The organism is Spirochaetota bacterium, assembly GCA_004297825.1.
Taxonomy (GTDB): Bacteria; Spirochaetota; UBA4802; order UBA4802; family UBA5368; genus FW300-bin19.
On record SCSX01000015.1, the window covers coordinates 43873 to 62134 of the forward strand.

General features: G+C 56.1%; 13 protein-coding genes. 4 read left to right on the top strand and 9 right to left on the bottom strand.

The window, feature by feature from the left end; genetic code table 11:
* Positions 1-12: 12 nt before the first annotated feature.
* On the bottom strand, positions 13-1821 hold the full coding sequence (locus tag EPN93_02750; protein ID TAL39011.1) for a DNA primase: 1809 nt from the start codon (positions 1819-1821) through the stop codon (positions 13-15).
* Positions 1822-1872: 51 nt separating this feature from the next.
* Complete coding sequence (locus tag EPN93_02755; protein ID TAL39012.1) at positions 1873-2337, bottom strand: GatB/YqeY domain-containing protein; 465 nt, start codon at positions 2335-2337, stop codon at positions 1873-1875.
* A gap of 218 nt (positions 2338-2555) precedes the next feature.
* Between EPN93_02755 and EPN93_02760 the strand changes: the two genes are divergently transcribed.
* The gene (locus EPN93_02760; protein TAL39013.1) at positions 2556-3617 is read left to right on the top strand and encodes a hypothetical protein; all 1062 of its coding nucleotides are present in this window, start codon (positions 2556-2558) and stop codon (positions 3615-3617) included.
* An 18-nt stretch (positions 3618-3635) separates the two neighbouring features.
* Here the strand turns inward: EPN93_02760 and EPN93_02765 are convergent, their stop codons facing one another.
* Positions 3636-5207, bottom strand: coding sequence for a hypothetical protein (locus EPN93_02765; GenBank protein TAL39014.1), 1572 nt, complete (start codon positions 5205-5207; stop codon positions 3636-3638).
* Between the two features lie 186 nt (positions 5208-5393).
* Here EPN93_02765 and EPN93_02770 point away from each other — a divergent pair, with 186 nt between their 5' ends.
* On the top strand, positions 5394-5708 hold the full coding sequence (locus EPN93_02770; GenBank protein TAL39015.1) for a hypothetical protein: 315 nt from the start codon (positions 5394-5396) through the stop codon (positions 5706-5708).
* Positions 5709-7802: an ATP-dependent DNA helicase RecG gene (recG, locus tag EPN93_02775; GenBank protein TAL39016.1), complete on the top strand. Its 2094-nt coding sequence runs from the start codon at positions 5709-5711 to the stop codon at positions 7800-7802. It begins immediately after the preceding gene.
* 12 nt (positions 7803-7814) lie between these two features.
* Here recG and EPN93_02780 read toward each other — a convergent pair whose 3' ends face one another.
* From EPN93_02780 to tilS, 4 genes are all read right to left on the bottom strand, one after another.
* Positions 7815-8261, bottom strand: coding sequence for a hypothetical protein (locus EPN93_02780; protein ID TAL39126.1), 447 nt, complete (start codon positions 8259-8261; stop codon positions 7815-7817).
* Positions 8262-8562: 301 nt separating this feature from the next.
* Positions 8563-10248, bottom strand: coding sequence for a hypothetical protein (locus EPN93_02785; protein TAL39017.1), 1686 nt, complete (start codon positions 10246-10248; stop codon positions 8563-8565).
* A gap of 20 nt (positions 10249-10268) precedes the next feature.
* Positions 10269-12182 (bottom strand): ATP-dependent zinc metalloprotease FtsH, encoded by a 1914-nt coding sequence (hflB, locus tag EPN93_02790; protein ID TAL39018.1) that lies wholly within the window; start codon positions 12180-12182, stop codon positions 10269-10271.
* A gap of 106 nt (positions 12183-12288) precedes the next feature.
* A complete protein-coding gene (gene tilS, locus EPN93_02795) occupies positions 12289-13701 on the bottom strand; it encodes a tRNA lysidine(34) synthetase TilS (protein ID TAL39019.1) in 1413 nt (470 codons plus the stop codon).
* A 79-nt stretch (positions 13702-13780) separates the two neighbouring features.
* Between tilS and EPN93_02800 the strand changes: the two genes are divergently transcribed.
* Complete coding sequence (locus EPN93_02800) at positions 13781-15532, top strand: phospho-sugar mutase (protein ID TAL39020.1); 1752 nt, start codon at positions 13781-13783, stop codon at positions 15530-15532.
* Between the two features lie 9 nt (positions 15533-15541).
* Here EPN93_02800 and ybeY read toward each other — a convergent pair whose 3' ends face one another.
* On the bottom strand, positions 15542-16003 hold the full coding sequence (ybeY, locus tag EPN93_02805) for an rRNA maturation RNase YbeY (protein ID TAL39021.1): 462 nt from the start codon (positions 16001-16003) through the stop codon (positions 15542-15544).
* Complete coding sequence (locus tag EPN93_02810) at positions 15984-18254, bottom strand: HDIG domain-containing protein (protein ID TAL39022.1); 2271 nt, start codon at positions 18252-18254, stop codon at positions 15984-15986. The genes ybeY and EPN93_02810 overlap by 20 nt, the downstream gene beginning before the upstream one ends.
* Positions 18255-18262 lie beyond the last annotated feature (8 nt).

Consider the following 18262-nt stretch of genomic DNA (forward strand, 5'->3'; position numbering starts at 1 on the left):
GTACAGTGCGGTTCAAACGGATTTATTATAGACATAATGAGAGAGTTTTTCCTTCTCTCTGCGCAGTATTTCAAGTTCGGTCAGGTATTCCTTGCTGTCGACTCGCGCGGGATCGCCGGCTTTGATCAGGTTCACATATCTGTCGATCTTCTGATCGATTTGATACAGCTTCACGTTTATATATATCTCGGTATACGCGGCACCGGGATTCTGTAAATTATACTCTACAAAGAGGTGTTTTTCCAGAAAAAGTTTTACCTCCCCATCTGTGAAATAATCGATGATCCTGTCAATTGAAATACTTTCCTCCGCCTCGAATAATTCGGCCAGCCTGCGGTATATCTCCCGCGCGATGGGGTCCGGGATATCACCGGGCGAGAAGTCGATTATGGCCTGGTTTATGAGCTCGGGATGCCGGCAGAGCAGGAGCACCATCTCCCTGTGGGAGCGCGTAAGATAATCGGCGGCGGGCGTCCCGGCCTGCCGGTCGGTCTTGAGCAGCGCGGAATTTTCGGGCCGAAGCGCCTTCGCGGTGAATTTTTTATAATCGGCGCGCAGCGCATCTTCCCTTATCTTGAGCCGTTCCGCCAGGGTGTGGAAATAGCCGCTTCGTTCGCTCTCGAATTCGACGCCTTTGAGTATATCGAACAGGCTCAGCAGAAGCTCCATGCGTCCCTTCCCCTGTCCGGCGATAATCGCCCTTTCCAGGAGGAAATCGACCGGCATTCGGGCGGTATCGATGACCGCCATGAGCTCGCGGGGGCCCTTTTTAATGACGAAATCGAAGGGATCGTCGCTTTGCAGCTCGGCCACGCGCACCTCGACGTTCTGTTCCCGGGCGACATCCAGGGACCGCAGCGACGCCTTTATGCCCGCCGAATCCGCGTCGAAGAGCATGATGATCTCGTGGCAGTACCGCGACATGAAGCGCACGTGCCCCTGCGTGAGCGCGGTGCCCAGGGGGGCCACGACGTTGGTGATCCCGGCCTGGTGGCAGCCTATGACGTCAAGGTATCCCTCCACCACGATTGCCCTGTTCAGGGAGCGAATGCTCTCCTGGGCCCGTTCGAATCCGTACAGGACGCTCCCCTTATGGAAGAGCTCGGATTCCGGTGAATTCAGGTACTTGGGCTCCCCCTGGTCCGTGACCCTGCCCCCGAACGCGATCACCTCCCCCTTGTGGTTGAAGATGGGAAACATTATGCGGTTGCGGAACCTGTCGTACACGCGGACCCTGCCCTCTTTTTCCTTGGAAGACAAGAGGCCCAGTTTCTCCGCAAGTTCCAGGGGGGCCTTCATGGCGGTCAGGCGCCGATACAGCGAGTCCCATTCGTCCGGAACGTAGCCCAGGGAGAAATCCTCCATGCTCTGCGGCGTGAGGCCGCGGCGCTCAAGGTATTCGCGCGCGAGGCTTCCGGCGTCCGATTTCAATATCTCCCGAAAGTGCTTCAGGGCGATCCGGTTGATCTTTTTCTCGCGCTCGATATCGCCCGATTCCGCGCGCGCCGATACCTCTTCCTCTATCCGGATGCCCAGGATGTCGCCCAGGTGACGCACGCTTTCCGGGAAATCGAGCCGCTCCATCTTCTGAATGAACGTGAAGACATTCCCCCCGGTCTGGCAGCCGAAGCAGTAGAATATCTGCTTATCGGGGGAAACCGTGAATGAGGGCGTTTTTTCCTTGTGAAAGGGGCACAGGCCCAGGAAGTTCCGGCCCTTTTTTTGCAGGGTCGGCACGTAGCGCTTCACGATATCCTGGATTTGCGCCCTTTCCCGGATAAGGTCGATTGTTTCGCGTTTAATGGGCACCTGGACTCCGATACGACGGGAATAGCAACCTGCCGGGAGAGGATCCCCGGGAAGCCGTTAACGTCAGAGGCTCTCCATCTTCTGGGAAAGGAGTTTTTTTACCATGGCCCCGTCCGCCTGTCCCTTCAGGTCTTTCATGAGCGTGCTCATTACCTTCCCGAAGTCCTTTTTGCTGACCTCACCAAGGGCTTTCAATTTGGCATCTATCGCCTGGGAGAGCTCCTGTTCGCTCATTTGTGTGGGCAGGTAAAGCTCGATAATGACCAGCTCGGCGGCTTCCTTGTCGGCGAGGTCTTTTCTGCCGGCCTTGGTGTACTCATGTATGGCCTCTTTCCGCTTCTTCGCGGAGCGCATGAGCACTTCGATCACCTTTTCGTCGCTCAGATCCTCCGTCCCCCTGGTTTTTTCATACATGATATCGGACTTGAGCATCCTGAGCGTCCCCAGCTTTACTTCTTCCTTCGCGCGGAGGGAATCCTTGAGATCGCGGTCAATTGTTTCGAGTATGGACATTACAACCTCGCTCACGATAAGATATATAGAATTGTACTACCTGCAACCAATAAGTGCCTGTTTTCACTATTAAATTTTTATTGACGCGAGGGGCTTTATGCGGCAACAAATATGACATAAATTCGTCCGATAGTCGCTCCTTCCGTATTTATTGATTTTAGCCCGCCGTGCGGCGTTTTGCGGGGTTATTTTATTGAAGTTATTCAATTGCAGGACGATTATTATAAAAGTAAATGATAAATTCCGGAGTGGTCATGAAAAAGTTCATGTGGTTTGGTCTCCCTGCGTTGATCGTGTTTGCGCTTATCGTTTTCAAAGTGACCGATACCATATGGAGCGAAGGCCGGGAAGCCGGAGCTAACGGGCTCCGCCTGGAAAGCGCCGACCAGGGGGACAGGAAAGGCTACAAGTTTCCCCGGTTCTACAAGGGCTTTTACCTCACCACCGAGGCCGGGGCGAACATGAAAAAGCTCGAGCCCTTCATCGAAAAGGCGAAAGCGGCCGGCCTCAATACCGTGGTACTTGACGTCCAGAATTCCCGGTTCTCGGAATGCATGGTTCCCGCCGAAAACATCGAATATCTCGTTAAAAACGGGTTTCACCCGATCGCGCGGGTCGTCGTTTTTCCCGACGGGCTGAAGAGTTTCCCCGTCCCTGAAGCAGCCATCCAGGATAAAATCGCCCTCGCAGAAAACGCATGCAAGAACGGCTTCAAGGAAATCCAGTTCGATTACATCCGCTTCAACGATTTCGGGGTATTGCGCCAGCTCACCCTCCAGCAGAAATACGATTTCATCCAGGGCTTCCTCGCGCGCGCGAAGAAAAGCCTTGAAAAGTACGATGTGAAGATCGCCGCGGACATCTTCGGCCGTATTCCGCTCAACAAGCAGGACGAGATCGGACAGAACATGGAGGTGTTCGACAAGGTGGTGGACGTTATCTGCCCCATGGCCTATCCCTCGCACTACACCTGGAGCATGGACCTCATGTCGAACCCCTACCAGACCGTATTCATTACCTCGAAACGGGCCCGGGAGCGCGTCAAGAACGCGGATATCGTGACCTACATCCAGGCATTCAAATACAAGCACGACCTTTCCAAGCTTACCTTCGAAAAATACATCGAGGAACAGATTCGCGGCGTGCACGATTCCGAGGTCAGGGGCTATCTCCTTTGGAACGCGCGGCATGAATACGATACCGCCTTCGACGTGGTGAAGGAATACTATTCGAAAGAAGCCTCCCGCGTATCCAAGGTTTCGAACAGGAACAAGGCCGAGTCCAGCTCCATCTAGGTTCGGCCGCTTTAACTGCTATTCCTCCCGTATCCGGACCTGGTAGGGACGCTCATAATTTTCCCGCAGGGCTTCTATTATCAGGTACCCCCTGCCGTCTATCATCTCGGTGACCTGGATGCTCCGGTCGCCCGAAAGCTCTTCCGATCGAATTTCGTATCCTGCCGGGTCGGTGACGCTGATCTTCATCTCGGCACCGGGTACGCCGTCGATCTCCAGGGTGATTTTTACTCTTTTGGAATATTCAAGCAGGTAATAATCGAGATCATGCTTTTTCGAGATGTAGCCACGGATAATTTTCCTTACGACCCTGTTTGCCTTGTCCCGCGAGTCATTCGGTTCGATCTCGTAATTGTCGGAGAAGGCGTAATTTTTTGCGGAAAGGACGTACGAATCGCCCTTGTCGAACTGTCCGCGCTTGGCGGATACCATGACGTAGAATTCGGGTTCCAGAAGCGCATTGGGGAATGTTTCACTTTCACCCGGACCACCGTTGTCAATCTCGAAAATCTTCTGCCTGTTTTTTCCGATTATCGTCATGACCAGGTCAAGCGATTCCGGGGGCGCGGCCGTGATCGAGTAGAACGACCGGCCTTTCCCGGCAGTGTGCCTGAAAAAATCGATATCCCCCTCCGGGAATATCTTAGCATGGATATCACCGTCGGCCAGCGCCGTTGAGCGCGCGATGTCATTATTGGGCTCAAGCTCGGAGCCTTCATCGTACTCGTTTGTCGTCAGGGAAAGCTTGTAGGGTGAATCGTGGTTCGATTCGAAGCTTTTAGATGCGACCATGATGTAATACCTGTCTTCCGATGAGATCCCGATGTCACGCAGGCTTTCCCCCTCTCCCGACCCCGTTGAATCCGAATGGGCGACCAGCTCTTTTTTTGCGTCGTAAAGCGACAGCGTCGCATTAACCCCCGGAACGCCGGTCAGGTTAATTGTCACAAGCTTCGCTCGAAAATCATCCAGGGACACCCGGAATTCGTACCAATCCTCCTCGCGCATGGGGGCGTCCCCTTTATCGTTCATGCGATTGAAGGCCGGCGAAAAATATCCTTTTATCTCCTTGTTTTCCTCGACGCGCGTCGCCGTTGAAATCGCATCATTGGGCTCCGCCTCCTCGCGGCTGTATCGGCGCGATTTGTATTTAAGCAGGTACGGATTCTCGGAATTGCCTGTCGGCGTGTCCCTGTCGCCGTGCATGACCAGGATGAAATAGGTGCCCGGCGCGCAGTACAGGTTGCAGAATCGTTCCGGTGAAGACTTGCGTGAATCGTCGATATGCTTGAGAAGCTCCTGCCCTTTGAATTGCCGCCATACCTGGAAGGCATGGTTCACGCCCTTTATTGCAGAGAGCTCGATATCGATGACTGCGGGCTCATCGACCCGGAAGGTATAATAGTCCCTGTCTGTAGCCGAAGCAAGGAATCCCTGCATGGCGCGGCCTTCGGCGAGCGGGGTAGCGGTGAAAAACGAGTCATTCGGCTCCTTTTCCGCCTCGGGTTTTTCACCGCATCGCACGAGGGTGCCCGATGTTACGATCAGGAAAAACAAGAAAACTATCTTGAAAAAGCGTTTTTTCTTCACGATGCCGATCCGCCAGCAGGTCTTATTTCAGGGATTTGGTTCATGTGGACGATCTGGTATGAAATTTTGCGCCCCGTCAAGTTACATTTTCATTTTGCCGGCGGGCACTATTTCAAATTAAATTATTATTGAAAATTTCCCGATTTCCCGGTCCTGTCATACCATCTAGAACCATCCGGAGGAACCATGAGTACCAGGATAAAAATAATAGGCGTAGTCGCAGGACTCGCGCTGATATTCGGCGGCTACCTTTATTTCAAGTATTTCTTCACCTACGAGCAGAAGAACATCTTTCAGCGAAAGCTCGAGAACATAACCGGCCAGAATCTCACTATTACGGTGTTCGGTCTCGATGGAAAGATAATCAAGCGCTGGACCAATGTCGCGAAGATCACGTCGGGCAAGGACGAGCACAGCCTCACCTATACCTTTTTTTACACTAAGGACAACAAGTATGTCCAGATACCCAATTCCGTCTGGTATCTGGCCGAAGAGGAGTAGGTGCTTTCGGATCCTATCCAATCGGTAAAAGGAGTAGGCCCCGCGAAGGCCGGGGTCCTTTCCCGGGAAGCCGGCATTGAAACGGTCGAAGACCTGTTGTACTACGGGCCGCGCCGGTACCTTGACCGTTCGGCCTTCAAGGCAATTCGTGATTGTTTTGTAAACGAAACCGTTACTATCTCGGGAAAAATTGTCGGCGTGATACAGGCCGGGCGGTCGCGGAAATACCTCCAGGTGCTCATTGACGACGGCACGGACGTCCTGGCAGGGGTATTTTTCCGCGGGATCACCTATTTCAAAAAGATATTCGTCGAGGGCGAAGAGGTCCTGTTTTCGGGCAAAGTCGAATTTTTCCGCACGAAGCAGATCGTTCACCCGGATTATGATTTCTTCGAGGCCGATTCCCGCATACAATCCATCAACACGGGACGGGTAATCCCCCTGTATCCCTCCACGGAGGAGCTCAAGGGCGCCGGTTTCGATTCCAGGGGCTTCCGGCGCATCATCAGGCGCGCGATCGATTCTCATCTCGATTCCGTGAACGATCCCCTGGACGGCGCTACTCGGTCCCGGATGAATCTAATGGGACTCAGGGAAGCGCTGCTCGCGGTTCATTTCCCCGAAACTATCTCCCAGGCGGAGGACGCCCGGAGGCGGCTCTCGTATAACGAGCTCCTTATCTTTCAGTACTACCTACAGCTTCTCCGGAAGCGTTTACAGAGGCAGGGCGGAAACAGTGCGCGAGCCGTGAACGGAGAGGTTCTCGCGTCGTTCATGGCCCGACTCCCCTTCACGCCCACCGGAGATCAGCAGAAGGCGATTTTAGAAATAGCCGGGGACATGCAAAAGCCCTACCCGATGAACCGGCTCCTCCAGGGCGACGTTGGCACAGGCAAGACCGTCGTATCGATGGCCGCCGCCATCCTTGCGGTATCGCGGGGCGCACAGGTCGCGGTTATGGCGCCCACGGAAATTCTCGCATCGCAGCACTATGCGAATTTCACAAAGCTGTGCCCGGGGGGCATGAAGATTTCGCTTCTCACCGGCGGGCTGGAGCAAAAAAATAAGTCGGCCGTATCCGCGGAGCTGGAAACGGGCAACACCGACATTATTATCGGAACGCATGCCCTCATCCAGGAAAAGGTGCTTTTCAGCAACCTGGGTCTTATCGTCATCGACGAGCAGCACCGGTTCGGTGTCGAACAACGCGCGAAGCTCCGCGAAAAAGGGGCGCGCTGCGATGTGCTCGTGATGACGGCCACCCCCATACCGCGATCCCTCACCCTCACGCTTTACGGCGACCTGGACGTATCCGTGCTGCGGGAGCTTCCCCGGGACCGCATGCCGGTGAAAACGCTCGCGTTGCCGGAATCACGCATAAAGGGGGTGTACAAATCCGTCGAGAAATATCTTGCGGAAGGTCGCCAGGCTTTTTTCATTTTCCCGTTGGTCGAGGAATCCGAAAAGCTCGATCTTAAATCGGCGACCGGGGCCTATGAATCGCTGAAAGCTGAATTCTTTCCGGACCGTACCATCGGACTCCTCCATGGCAGGATGCCCGCGACCGCCAAGGAGGCGATCATGGGCGACTTCAAATCGGGGAAAATCGCTCTCCTGGTGTCCACGACGGTAATTGAGGTCGGCATAGACGTTCCGAACGCGAACGTGATCGTCATATTTCACGCAGAGCGTTTCGGGCTTGCCCAGCTCCACCAACTGAGGGGCCGGGTCGGGCGCGGTGCCCACCAGGCGTTTTGCGTGCTGCTCTATCCCGATTCGACGGATGGCGACGGCATCACGAGAATAAACGCGCTCGCTACGAACAATGACGGATTCAGCATCGCGGAGGAGGACCTGCGTCTCAGGGGGTCCGGGGAATTTTTCGGGGCGCGGCAGCACGGAAGGTTTACGGGGTTTGAATTTGCAGACCCGGTAAAAGATTACGAGCTCATCGTGGCCGCGCGCGCCGAGGCCGGGAAACTGGTATCCTCCGCCGTTGACGGCGATGAATCACCGGATGTTCTCGATGGTATCCGGCGTCATGCGTTATTCCGGGGAATGCGAACCAGCCGCCTTCTCGCCATTCTCTCCTAGCGATCGCCCAAATCAGAGCAACCCGCAGCAATGCTTGTACTTTTTATTGCTGCCGCACGGACACTGGTCGTTTCTCCGGACTTCCTGTCCCGTCTGCGCCTCTATGTTCCGTATAACGGTCTTGTTCTTGCCTCGTTCGTGTTTTTTCGCCTTGACCGATTCCTTGAGGGTCACCATGGTATCCCATAGTATCCTGGTGAACCGGTTGAGTCTTTCCACCAGCGATTTCGTGTCCTGGAAATCCTTCTCCCCCCAATTTAGCATGCTTTTATGCATTTCCCGCAGGAGCGCGAGGTTGTTTTCGAATATCGCGTATATCTTCGCGAAGCGTTCGTCCCCGAAGAAGTCCTGGATCCTTCCGAAATCGGCCTGCCTCAGGAAATACTCCCCCGCGAGCACCTGCCGGCCCACGAATTCAATGAGCGTCTCCCGATCGGCCCCGGGATCCCCGATCTGCATGTGCGGCGAAACCGCGAAGGCGGACGAGCCGTAAAGCCGGTACCAGAGCGCCTCGATTTCATCGCGGAAGCCGCCGGCACGCGATGGGGAACCCGTCGCGCCGACAACGTCGTTCATCAGATCGCCGATAATGCGGTCAATGGACGACGCCTGTCGCCCCAGTATCGAAGCCTTTACAACGTCCAGGGAGATGGAAATCCCCGCTTCCTTCATGCGCGCGGAAAGCTCATCATCGCCGGAATATTTTTTTACTTTCATCTGCTGCATTGACTATGTCCGTTTGCCGGGGTTTTCGAAAGATTTATTTAAAAACGGTTTTATCGACGAAGCGGTTGTAAACCTGGATGTTCGATATGCCGAACCACTGTGTATGCTTGCTTTTAAAATAGTCGTTCCGGTTGAATTGCGGATTTGCCTCGAGGTTTTGCCGCAAGATGGTTTCATCGAGCAGGCGGGTATACTTGTCCACCTCCGCGCTGTACTTGCGCGCGACGGTTCTTCTCAGCTCGTCGTACACCTGGATCTTGTCGAACTCCAGGTCCCGGTTGTTGATATTCTCTTCGTACCAGGTGAGGACCACCTCTTTCAAATATTCGAGCGGCAGGAAGCGCACGACGCGGTTGCCGGGCAGATATCGGCAGCATTGTCCGTACTTGTCGTTCTGGAACGCGAAGACGAGCTGCCGGTAAATCGTGAGCGGTCCCAGGTGGTAGGAGAAGATCGCGCGCGATTCTTCCTTTACCCCGAAGAAATTGCAGGTCATGTCAAGGTTTGACACGATCACCCGGTGAAGGAATTCTTCATATTCTTCCAGCGCGGTCTTGGACGGATCGCTCAGGTATTTGACCAGGCTCCTTTTTACCGCCGCGTCAAGGTCCGTCGTGGTTTCCGGACGGTTGAGGAAATAAAAGACGGTGGAAAGATCCTGGTAATCCTTCTGCAGCTTGTCATAATCTATCTTTAAAAGGTAGGGTTCGCGCGTGTTCCAGCTGCTCTTTCCGCGAAGCGTGAAGGTTATCTCCTCGATGGATTCCTGCGGTTTTGCCTGATGTTTTTTCAGAGCCGCTACAGTCGCGGGCGGCACCTTTACGTACTTTGAATCCCGGGATTCGTTTCCAAAGGGAAATGCAGACTTGTCCACGAAATCGGGATCGAGGATGTCGTCGGTGGAGTGTCCGGCCGTCTGGAGTCTCAGGGCGGCGTCGATATTAAACAGCGCCTCGTATGCATAGGGGAAGGCTTTTCTAAAGTGAATTTTATTGTTGATGTCCTTTTCAAGCACATCAAGGTCACGCTCGGATATCCCGAGAACCGTCGCGATCCTTCCGAGCAGCACGTCGGTTTTCATGCAAAGTCCGCTGCCGATCTCCACAACCGGCTGCAGGTCCTCCTGAATCGACGCGCCCTCCTTTGAGGAACCCAGTTCCCTGAGGCCCTTGAGGATGTCGTTCCACTCCCTGCGTACCTTGCTGTTGAATTCCCTGGTGCGAAGAAAGAGCTCCTTTATGGTGAGAAACGCGAGCTTGTTCGCTTCTTCGAAGTCGTCGAAATACTTGTCGTAGTCCCTCCTGGCCTTCCGCTCAAGCGAATCCATGGAAAGTACCGGGTAGTACTCGTCGTAAATCTGCATGACGGTCTCGGCATGCTTCTGGAACTCGAACCTGTATTTCTGCAAAATCGCGTGGGAGGTTTCCGCGTGATCGAATTCGGAATATTTTTTAATGAGCTGCTGGGCGCACATGGTGTGCTCATGCAGTCCATCGAGCAGGCCCTTTTGAAATATAAGGATGTCCCGCGGAAGCTCCATCCCCCTGAGCTTACGAATGAATTCGTCGTCGGTCAGGTCCCCGTCTGGTCCATGCTCGACGATCGAATCCGCCTTGCGGGCCATTTCCTGCTTGACGCGCAGGTCCTCCTTGCGCGCCTGCTTGAATTCCGCGGTATCATCAAAATCGGTGAGTATCTTGTCGAGGTCGTCATCGCGCATTGGGGACATTTCCCGTCGTCCTAGTGCGAAGGCTCCAGTGCTCCCGCCGGATGCGGCTGGGTGACTCCGTCCTGGCCCTCCTCCTTTTCCGTACGCTCACCCGGCGCATCGACCGCAAGCTGGACGGGGGGAAGGTCCTCGCCGCGCATGATGATATCGATATCGGCCCCCGTAAGCGTCTCGCGCTCCATCAGGTAGCCGGCGATCTTGTCGAATTGCGCGCGGTGTTCGCTGATCAGGCTATGCGCCCGTTTCTCACACTCCTGGATTATCTGCTTCACCTCCGCGTCAATTATCTCCGCGGTCTGCTCGCTGTAATCCCTGTGTTGCGATATCTCCCGTCCCAGGAAAATCTGTTCCTGTTTCTTGCCGAAGGTGAGCGGCCCCATGTTCTTGCTCATCCCCCATTCGCATACCATCCGTCGCGCGATATCGGTCGCTCGTTCCAGATCGTTGCTGGAGCCCGTGGTAACCTCGTTGAATTTGATGCTTTCGGCGACGTGACCGCCGAACAGTATCGTGATTTGGTTGAGCCAGTACTGTTTCGAATGGAGATGCTTCTCTTCCTTGGGAAGCTGCATGGTAAGTCCAAGCGCCCGTCCCCGGGGAATAAGGGTTACCTTGTGCACCGGATCGTTACCCGTCACGAGACCCAGTATCGTATGTCCGGACTCGTGAAACGCGATGATTTCCTTTTCCTCGTTGGAAATGAGCATGGACCTGCGCTCGGGACCCATCATTACCTTGTCCTTCGCGTCTTCCATATCGTGCATGGCCACCCGCTTCTTGTTGCGCCGTGCGGCAAGCAGCGCGGCCTCGTTGACAAGGTTCGCGAGATCCGCGCCCGTGAAGCCCGGCGTGCCCCGCGCGATAACCTTGAGGTCAACCTCTCTCGACAACGGTATCTTCCTGGAATGTACCGCGAGAATCTTTTCGCGGCCCTTTACGTCGGGCGTATCCACGACCACCTGCCGGTCGAAACGTCCCGGCCGGAGGAGCGCGGGATCAAGCACGTCCGGCCTGTTGGTCGCCGCGACTATTATCACGCCCTCGTTCGTCTCGAAGCCGTCCATTTCCACGAGGAGCTGGTTGAGCGTCTGTTCGCGCTCGTCATGCCCGCCGCCCAGGCCCGCTCCGCGCAGCCTTCCCACGGCGTCGATCTCATCTATGAATATGATGCAGGGGGCGTTCTTCTTTCCCTGCTCGAACAGGTCGCGCACCCGGGAGGCGCCCACACCCACGAACATCTCCACGAAATCCGACCCGCTTATCGAGAAGAAGGCGACGCCCGCTTCGCCCGCGATTGCGCGCGCGAGCAGGGTTTTGCCGGTGCCGGGGGGCCCCATGAGCAGTACGCCCTTGGGTATCTTCGCGCCAATGTTCACGAACTTTTTGGGCTCTTTGAGAAAATCGATGATTTCCTTGAGCTCCTCCTTCGCCTCGTCAACCCCTGCCACGTCGACGAAGGTGATCTTGTTCTTGGTCTCGGGGTTCAGCCGGGCACGGCTTTTCCCGAACGACATCGCTTTGTTCCCGGTCGCCTGGATCTGGCGAATCATGAAAAACCATATGAGCCCGAAGAAGAAGAGCCACGGGAGAAAGTTGAGGAGCCCCTTCAGAAACATGTTGTCGTCGGATTCCTCGCCCTTGACCTCGACCTTGTTGTCGATGAGCATCTTCATGAGCGCGGGATCGTCGTACGGGATAACGGTTTCGAAAAAGATCGGCTTGTCGGCCTTCAGGTACGTCCCCATTATCTTTTTGCCGTTCGCAATGGAGACGGCTTTTACCTTCTGCTCGGTGACCTTTTTCACGAAATCGCTGTATTGCAGCGGCTCGATCTTCGGTTTCGTATAATCGTTCATTTTAAAAATCGCGACCGCCAGCACCACGATGAGCAGCAATAGCGCGATCTGTTTTCCTGCCTTGTTCATTGCAAACTCCTAAATTAGCCTGAGTCCCTTTCAACTACCCGGTTTCATCCGGCGAAGCGAACTGCCCCGTCACCCGCGCATTGTTCCGCACCCCACGAGTACATGATCAGTTTTGAACGGAGAGCGCAAGTATTCTTTTTGAGCCCGGATGCACGAAAAAATCGCTCGACACCCTCTCCCTGAGCCCGGATTTCCTCCCGGGAAGAATCCCTGCGATGCGCCCGCCCGCGATAATGAGCGGGATATCGTTTTTCCGGACAGTGTCAAGTTTATTTTCTATGTACAGGTCTTTGACCTTTTTGTTACCAAATTCCAGCCTCACCCGGTCTCCCGGACGCCTGTTTCGGATTGAAATATACCTTATTTCATCCGGCAAGGCAATAAAAATCGATCCCGTCTCGCCCCTCGTTGCAGTATAGCGCGCCTCGTCCGCCGGTTCAATGAGCACGACGGCCCCGGTCTCGCGAATTTCCACGGTGACGGGCGTATCGGTCAGGGGTACCAGGTATTCCCATTCCCGGCCCTTTTCTTCCCGGCCCGCGACGCGGTCTATCCTGATAACCGGCTCTCCGTCAAAGACGGTTTTTTGTACCGATATCGCATCGCTCCGGTACAGGCTTCCATGCGTTTTTTCCGAGCCCAGATTCCTGCAGATTTCCGCGAGCATTCCCCCGTGCACGAATTCGGCGAAATCTTCGCGTATCACGGCGGCAAGCGTCCACCTGAGAACAGCCTCTTTTCCCGCAACGGGCGCGAGGCGGATGTAACTGGCCCCGTCCGCCCGGAAGCGTATCGGACCAAATCGTTCGTCGATAAGCCCGCGCAGCATTCCCTCGTTCTCGCGGGCCCGGTCGCCCAGTTCGGCAAGCGCGCGCGAAACCTCCGGGAGACGCTCCCGAACCCTGCCCAGTATCTCGTGCCGGACGAAATTCCTGAAATAGGCGGTGTCCGCGTTCGTCGCGTCTTCGCGCCAGCGAATCGCGCGCTGCTCCAGGTGCGCGTAGATTTCCTGCGCCGATACGCACAGCAGCGGCCGAACGATCTTCCCGCGACGGGACGCGATGCCGCACAGCCCGTGAATGCCGGTACCGAAAAAGATGCGCATAAGCAGCGTCTCCGCCTGGTCGTCCATGCTGTGAGCCGTCGCGATCTTCGAATATCCGTGTTCGCCGGCAATGCGTCCGGCCTCCCGGTACCGGAACTCCCTGGCATAATCTTCGAAGGAGATTCCCCCGCCCGGGAAGGGACCCATGCGCACGACATGCGCCTCGATCCCTTCGCCTTTCGCCCGCTCCCGCACATGGGATTCGTCGGTGTCCGATTCCGCCCCCCGGACACCGTGATTGACATGAAATATCCCCAGGCCTATCGCGCACCGTTCGCGAAGCGCGAGCAGTACGTCCAGGAGCGCCATCGAATCCTTACCCGCCGACGCGCACACGAGCACGCGGTCCCCCGTCTCGAGGAGCGCGCGGGCGCGGATGAAATCATGGATGCGATCATATAGAGGGGAGCTCATGGCGAACCGGATGAAAAATGATTGATTTTTGCCCGGACGGAGTCAACATCTTTATTCATTATATCACCGCGGAGGGACCATGGATACAGTGCTTAAGGCGCGCATCGAGGAATGGACGAAACCACCCTTCGACAAGGACACCATCGCCGAGGTACGCGCCCTTGTCGACAAGGGCGACGAGAGGGAGCTCACCGACCGCTTCCATGCCACGCTCGAGTTCGGGACGGGGGGACTGCGCGGGATTATCGGCGCGGGCACCAACCGCATGAACATCTACACGGTGGGTATCGCGACCCAGGGACTCGCCGACTACATCGTCGCGAGGGGACGCGCATCCGACGGCGTGGTTATCGCGCGCGATTCCAGGAAAATGTCCCTCGAATTCGCGCGCGCCGCGGCCGGGATACTCGCGGCGAACGGGATCAAGGTGTACTATTTCGACGATATCACCCCCACCCCCCTGTGCTCCTTCACTATTCGGGAGAAGCGCGCGGCGAGCGGCATCGTGATCACGGCAAGCCACAATCCCCCGGAATATAACGGCTACAAGGTTTACTGGGACGACGGCGGCCAGGTGGTATCTCCCCAGGACGGAGAGATAATCGCGCAGGTGAACCGCGTCGAATCGATTTCGTCCATAAAGAGCATTCCCTTCGATGAAGGCGTCGCATCGGGGAAGATCGTCGTTATGGGTGAAGGGCCGGTATCGGACTATACCGCGCGCCTCGAAAAACGCGTGTTCAGGAAAGCCGCGCCCTCGGGCGTCAAGATAGTCTATACGCCCCTGCACGGGACGGGATACAGGATAGTGCCCCGGGTGCTCGCCCATTTCGGGTTCACGGCCGTGTCACTGGTCGAAGAGCAGGCGAAGCCGGACGGCGCCTTCCCCACGGTGAAGTATCCCAACCCGGAGGAGCGCGACGCGCTCGAGCTCTCCCTCGCACTCGCCCGGAAAATCGACGCCGACCTCGTCCTCGCCACCGACCCCGACGCGGACAGGATGGGCGTGGGATTCAAGGGGGCACACGGCGACTACGTCCTCATCAATGGAAACCAGATAGGAACCATGCTCGAGTATTACATTCTCACCAGGATGAAGGAAAACGGCAGCCTCCCGAAAAACGGCGCCGTGGTCAAGACCGTGGTAACGACCGACCTGCAGGACGAGATCGCCCGGAGCTTCGGATGCGAGGCCGATAATGTGCTCACCGGTTTCAAGTGGATCGCCCTGAAGATGGCGGAGTACGAAAAATCCGGGGCGCGTTCCTTCGTGTTCGGCGGCGAGGAGAGCTACGGCTACCTCCCCGTCGATTTCGTGCGCGACAAGGACGCCGTGAGCTCCTGCTACTTTTTCGCGGAGATGGCCGACTGGCTGTCGCGCGGGGGCAGGACGCTCGCCGGGATGCTCGCGGAGATATATTCCCGCTACGGCCTGTACCTGGAGGACCTGCATTCCCTCACCCTGAAAGGGCTGGATGGAATGGACCGTATTAAGAAAATCATGTCGTCGTTCAGGGGCAATCCCCCGGTCGAGTTCGCTGCCGCGCGCGTCGTGCGTATCGACGACCTCAAGCTGCTGGAGCGTATCGACGCGGAACGGGGCACGCGGGAGCATATTACCGGTCTCCCGCCGTCGGACGTGCTGCAGTTCTTCCTCACGGACGGCAGCAAGGTCACGATGCGTCCCTCCGGCACGGAACCTAAAATAAAGTTCTATTTCAGCGTACGCGGCGGCAGGGGGTTGCCCGATCCCGGTGCGGCCGAATCGGCGCTGCGCGCACGAATTTCGGCGTTAAAGAAAGACCTGCTCGCGCGGGTGGAAAAGGTTTAAACCGGGCGCTCAGACCGGGAGGGACGAGAGCAGCTCCTCTTCCTTCTTGCGCATAACGCCCGCGTCCCTGCGGGAGCGCTCGTGGTCGAATCCCGCGAGGTGCAGCACGCCGTGCACGAGAAGGCGCCGGAATTCTTCGACGGGGGTTACGCCGAATCGCTCCGCCTGGGACTCAACCCGCTCGAGCGAGATATACACGTCACCCAGCGCCTCGGGTTCCGCGGACGGCCCCGGGAAGGGTTCGTCGCGATACGCGAACGAGATCACGTCGGTGGGCTTGTCTTTTTTCCTATATTCCCTGTTTATCCCGCGGATGCGCGCATCGGTGACGAGGATGACGGTGATCGTCGCGTTCTCGATGCCGATCCGCGCGCACAGGTCGCCAAGCCAGCCGGCGATCGTGCGCTTCGCGATCCCGTGAAAGGGGAGCTTCACCGATTCCGCGTAAACCTCATGCCTCGCCTTTCCCATTCATCACCTTCTGCTCGAGACGCCTCACCTCTTCCTGCTCGGGATATTCCATCCTCGTATGGAAGAATCCGTTCAGCACCTGCATGAACGCACGCTGCACCTTGTTGAGGTCCGCCATGGTAAGGCTGGAAAACTCAAGCTCGTCATCGTTGAGCTTGTTATGGATGATCTTTTTCACCAGCGATTCGAGCTTCACGTAGCTTGGCTCCTGGAGGGAGCGAGATGCCGCTTCTATTGAATCGGCGAGCATCACGACCGCGGTCTCCCTGGAATGCGGGCGCGGGCCGGGATATTGGAATTCTACCTTGTTTACCTCCGCGCCCTTTCCCCCCGCTTCGGCCGCCTCGAGGGCCTGGTGGTAAAAGTAGGTCATTGTCGTCTGCCCGTGGTGCTCAAGGATGAAATCGATGACCTCAGGGGGAAGCTTGTTGTTTTTGGCGATATCGACTCCCTTCCTCACGTGCGAGATGATGATATTCGAGTATTCCCCGGGCGTAAGCGTCTTCGAGCGGGGATCGGTCACCTTGTTTTCGATATAGATGCCGGACTCGGCGATCTTCCCTATGTCGTGGTAGTATCCGCCTACACGCGCGAGGAGATAATTCGCGCCTATTTCCTTGCACGCGGCCTCCGCCATGGTCGCGACCATCAGGGAATGATTGTACGTCCCCGGGGCCTCGATGAGCATCCGCTTGAAAATCGGCGCGTTCAGGTCCGAGAGCTCGAGCAGGTTGAACTTGGTCACGATTCCAAACATGTTCTCGAAAAGCGGGAACACGCCCAGGACCAGGATGGAGTTGACGATACCGCTCGCCAGCGCGAGCTCGATGTTCTTGAACGTATCCGCAAGGGAGAGTTCCTCCATGAGGCAGATGCCCAGCACGACGAGCGAATTGATGAGACCCAGGAAGAGCCCGCCCCGGAGGAAGCCTGTTCGCTTCTCCACGTTGTTGAGCACGAACACCCCCAGAATCGCCGAGCTGAAGGCGATAATGATCACCGCCATGGAACCGCCGCTCACCACGAACGAGAAGAATATCACGTAGAGACCGATTATGACGGCCAGGAACAGGTTGAACAGCGTCGCGATTATCATGGTAACCGCGGGAATGGGCAGGTAAAATGCGAAATTGACCGTCGAATTCAGGATATTTTCGGTGCGTGAAAGAAAAAACGTATACACCATGAAAACCAGGATGATGACGAACACGATTACGGGAATTTTTTTATCCGGCAGCAGCTTGGCGTGAAATTCGACCAGGAAATATCCGAATATAATGAAGAATGACAGATGCAGCAGCAGTATTCCCAGGATGTAGTTGATCTTGCTTGAACGCGCATGGTTGTTGAGAATGGAGATCTTGTTGAGCGCGTCCGTCGTAATGGTATCGCCTTCCCGCACGAGCGTTTGCCCCTTCTTGAGGACGCCCATGACCGGCTTCACCCCATGCGTGGTCTCTTCGATCCTTCTCCTCGTTTCGTCCACGTTGAATCCAAGGTTCGGGTGGATGAGCCTGCCGGCCACGACGAACACGAGAAAGAGCTGGTCCTTGTTCAGGTTCGGTGCTATCGAAAGGCAGATCGTGTAGAGGTCGCGGCGCACGTCATCGATCGTTTTCAGGGTATCGAGCCCCCGGGATATCTCACTTGCGTCGTCCTGGCTGTTGAACAGCCTGATCGTTACATTTTTATTCTTTAAATTCAGCGGATTGTCGTAGGGGCGCTCGAGCACGCCGGTATCCTGGATATAGATGATTATCCGCCGCATGATCTGCCGGAGCTCCGCGGGGCGCGGATATTGCAGGAGGTTGAAGAGCACCTTGTCCTCGAAGTGTATGGACTCGGGAAGCCTTCCCTTCAGCATCATGAACTGGAAGGTCCTGTCGGTGCCGTCCGGGGGATACTCCCTGATCGTCTGCTCGATATTATCGAAAAGCGTCTCCAGGATTTTTAGCCGGTCAATGAGCACGGTCTGGTCCACGTCGAACACCAGCGGCACGGTCTCGGCGACCCGCATTTTCTCCACGCGCGTTTCCGACTCGATCTTATAATTGATCTCGAGGGGCACGCGTATATCTTCCCGCGCGATATCGCCGATGCTGTAATCGAATGTCTTTCCCACGATCCCGATCGAGAGCAGCCCCGTCGCGATGAACGTCACCGCGAGTATCAGGAAAAAAGAAAGGCGAACCGTCTTCTGACGCATCGAGCTGCGGAAGGATTTCCTGAGCATCCTGAACAGGTATATCATGCGATCGG

Bases quoted from the DNA above. Each gene is read 5' to 3' on its own strand.
- EPN93_02810 (TAL39022.1), bottom strand. From the start codon at position 18,254: ATGATATACCTGTTCAGGATGCTCAGGAAATCCTTCCGCAGCTCGATG.
- tilS (TAL39019.1), bottom strand. From the start codon at position 13,701: ATGAGCTCCCCTCTATATGATCGCATCCATGATTTCATCCGCGCCCGC.
- EPN93_02780 (TAL39126.1), bottom strand. From the start codon at position 8,261: ATGCAGATCGGGGATCCCGGGGCCGATCGGGAGACGCTCATTGAATTC.
- EPN93_02770 (TAL39015.1), top strand. From the start codon at position 5,394: ATGAGTACCAGGATAAAAATAATAGGCGTAGTCGCAGGACTCGCGCTG.
- hflB (TAL39018.1), bottom strand. From the start codon at position 12,182: ATGAACAAGGCAGGAAAACAGATCGCGCTATTGCTGCTCATCGTGGTG.
- EPN93_02785 (TAL39017.1), bottom strand. From the start codon at position 10,248: ATGCGCGATGACGACCTCGACAAGATACTCACCGATTTTGATGATACC.
- EPN93_02760 (TAL39013.1), top strand. From the start codon at position 2,556: ATGATAAATTCCGGAGTGGTCATGAAAAAGTTCATGTGGTTTGGTCTC.
- EPN93_02800 (TAL39020.1), top strand. From the start codon at position 13,781: ATGGATACAGTGCTTAAGGCGCGCATCGAGGAATGGACGAAACCACCC.
- ybeY (TAL39021.1), bottom strand. From the start codon at position 16,003: ATGGGAAAGGCGAGGCATGAGGTTTACGCGGAATCGGTGAAGCTCCCC.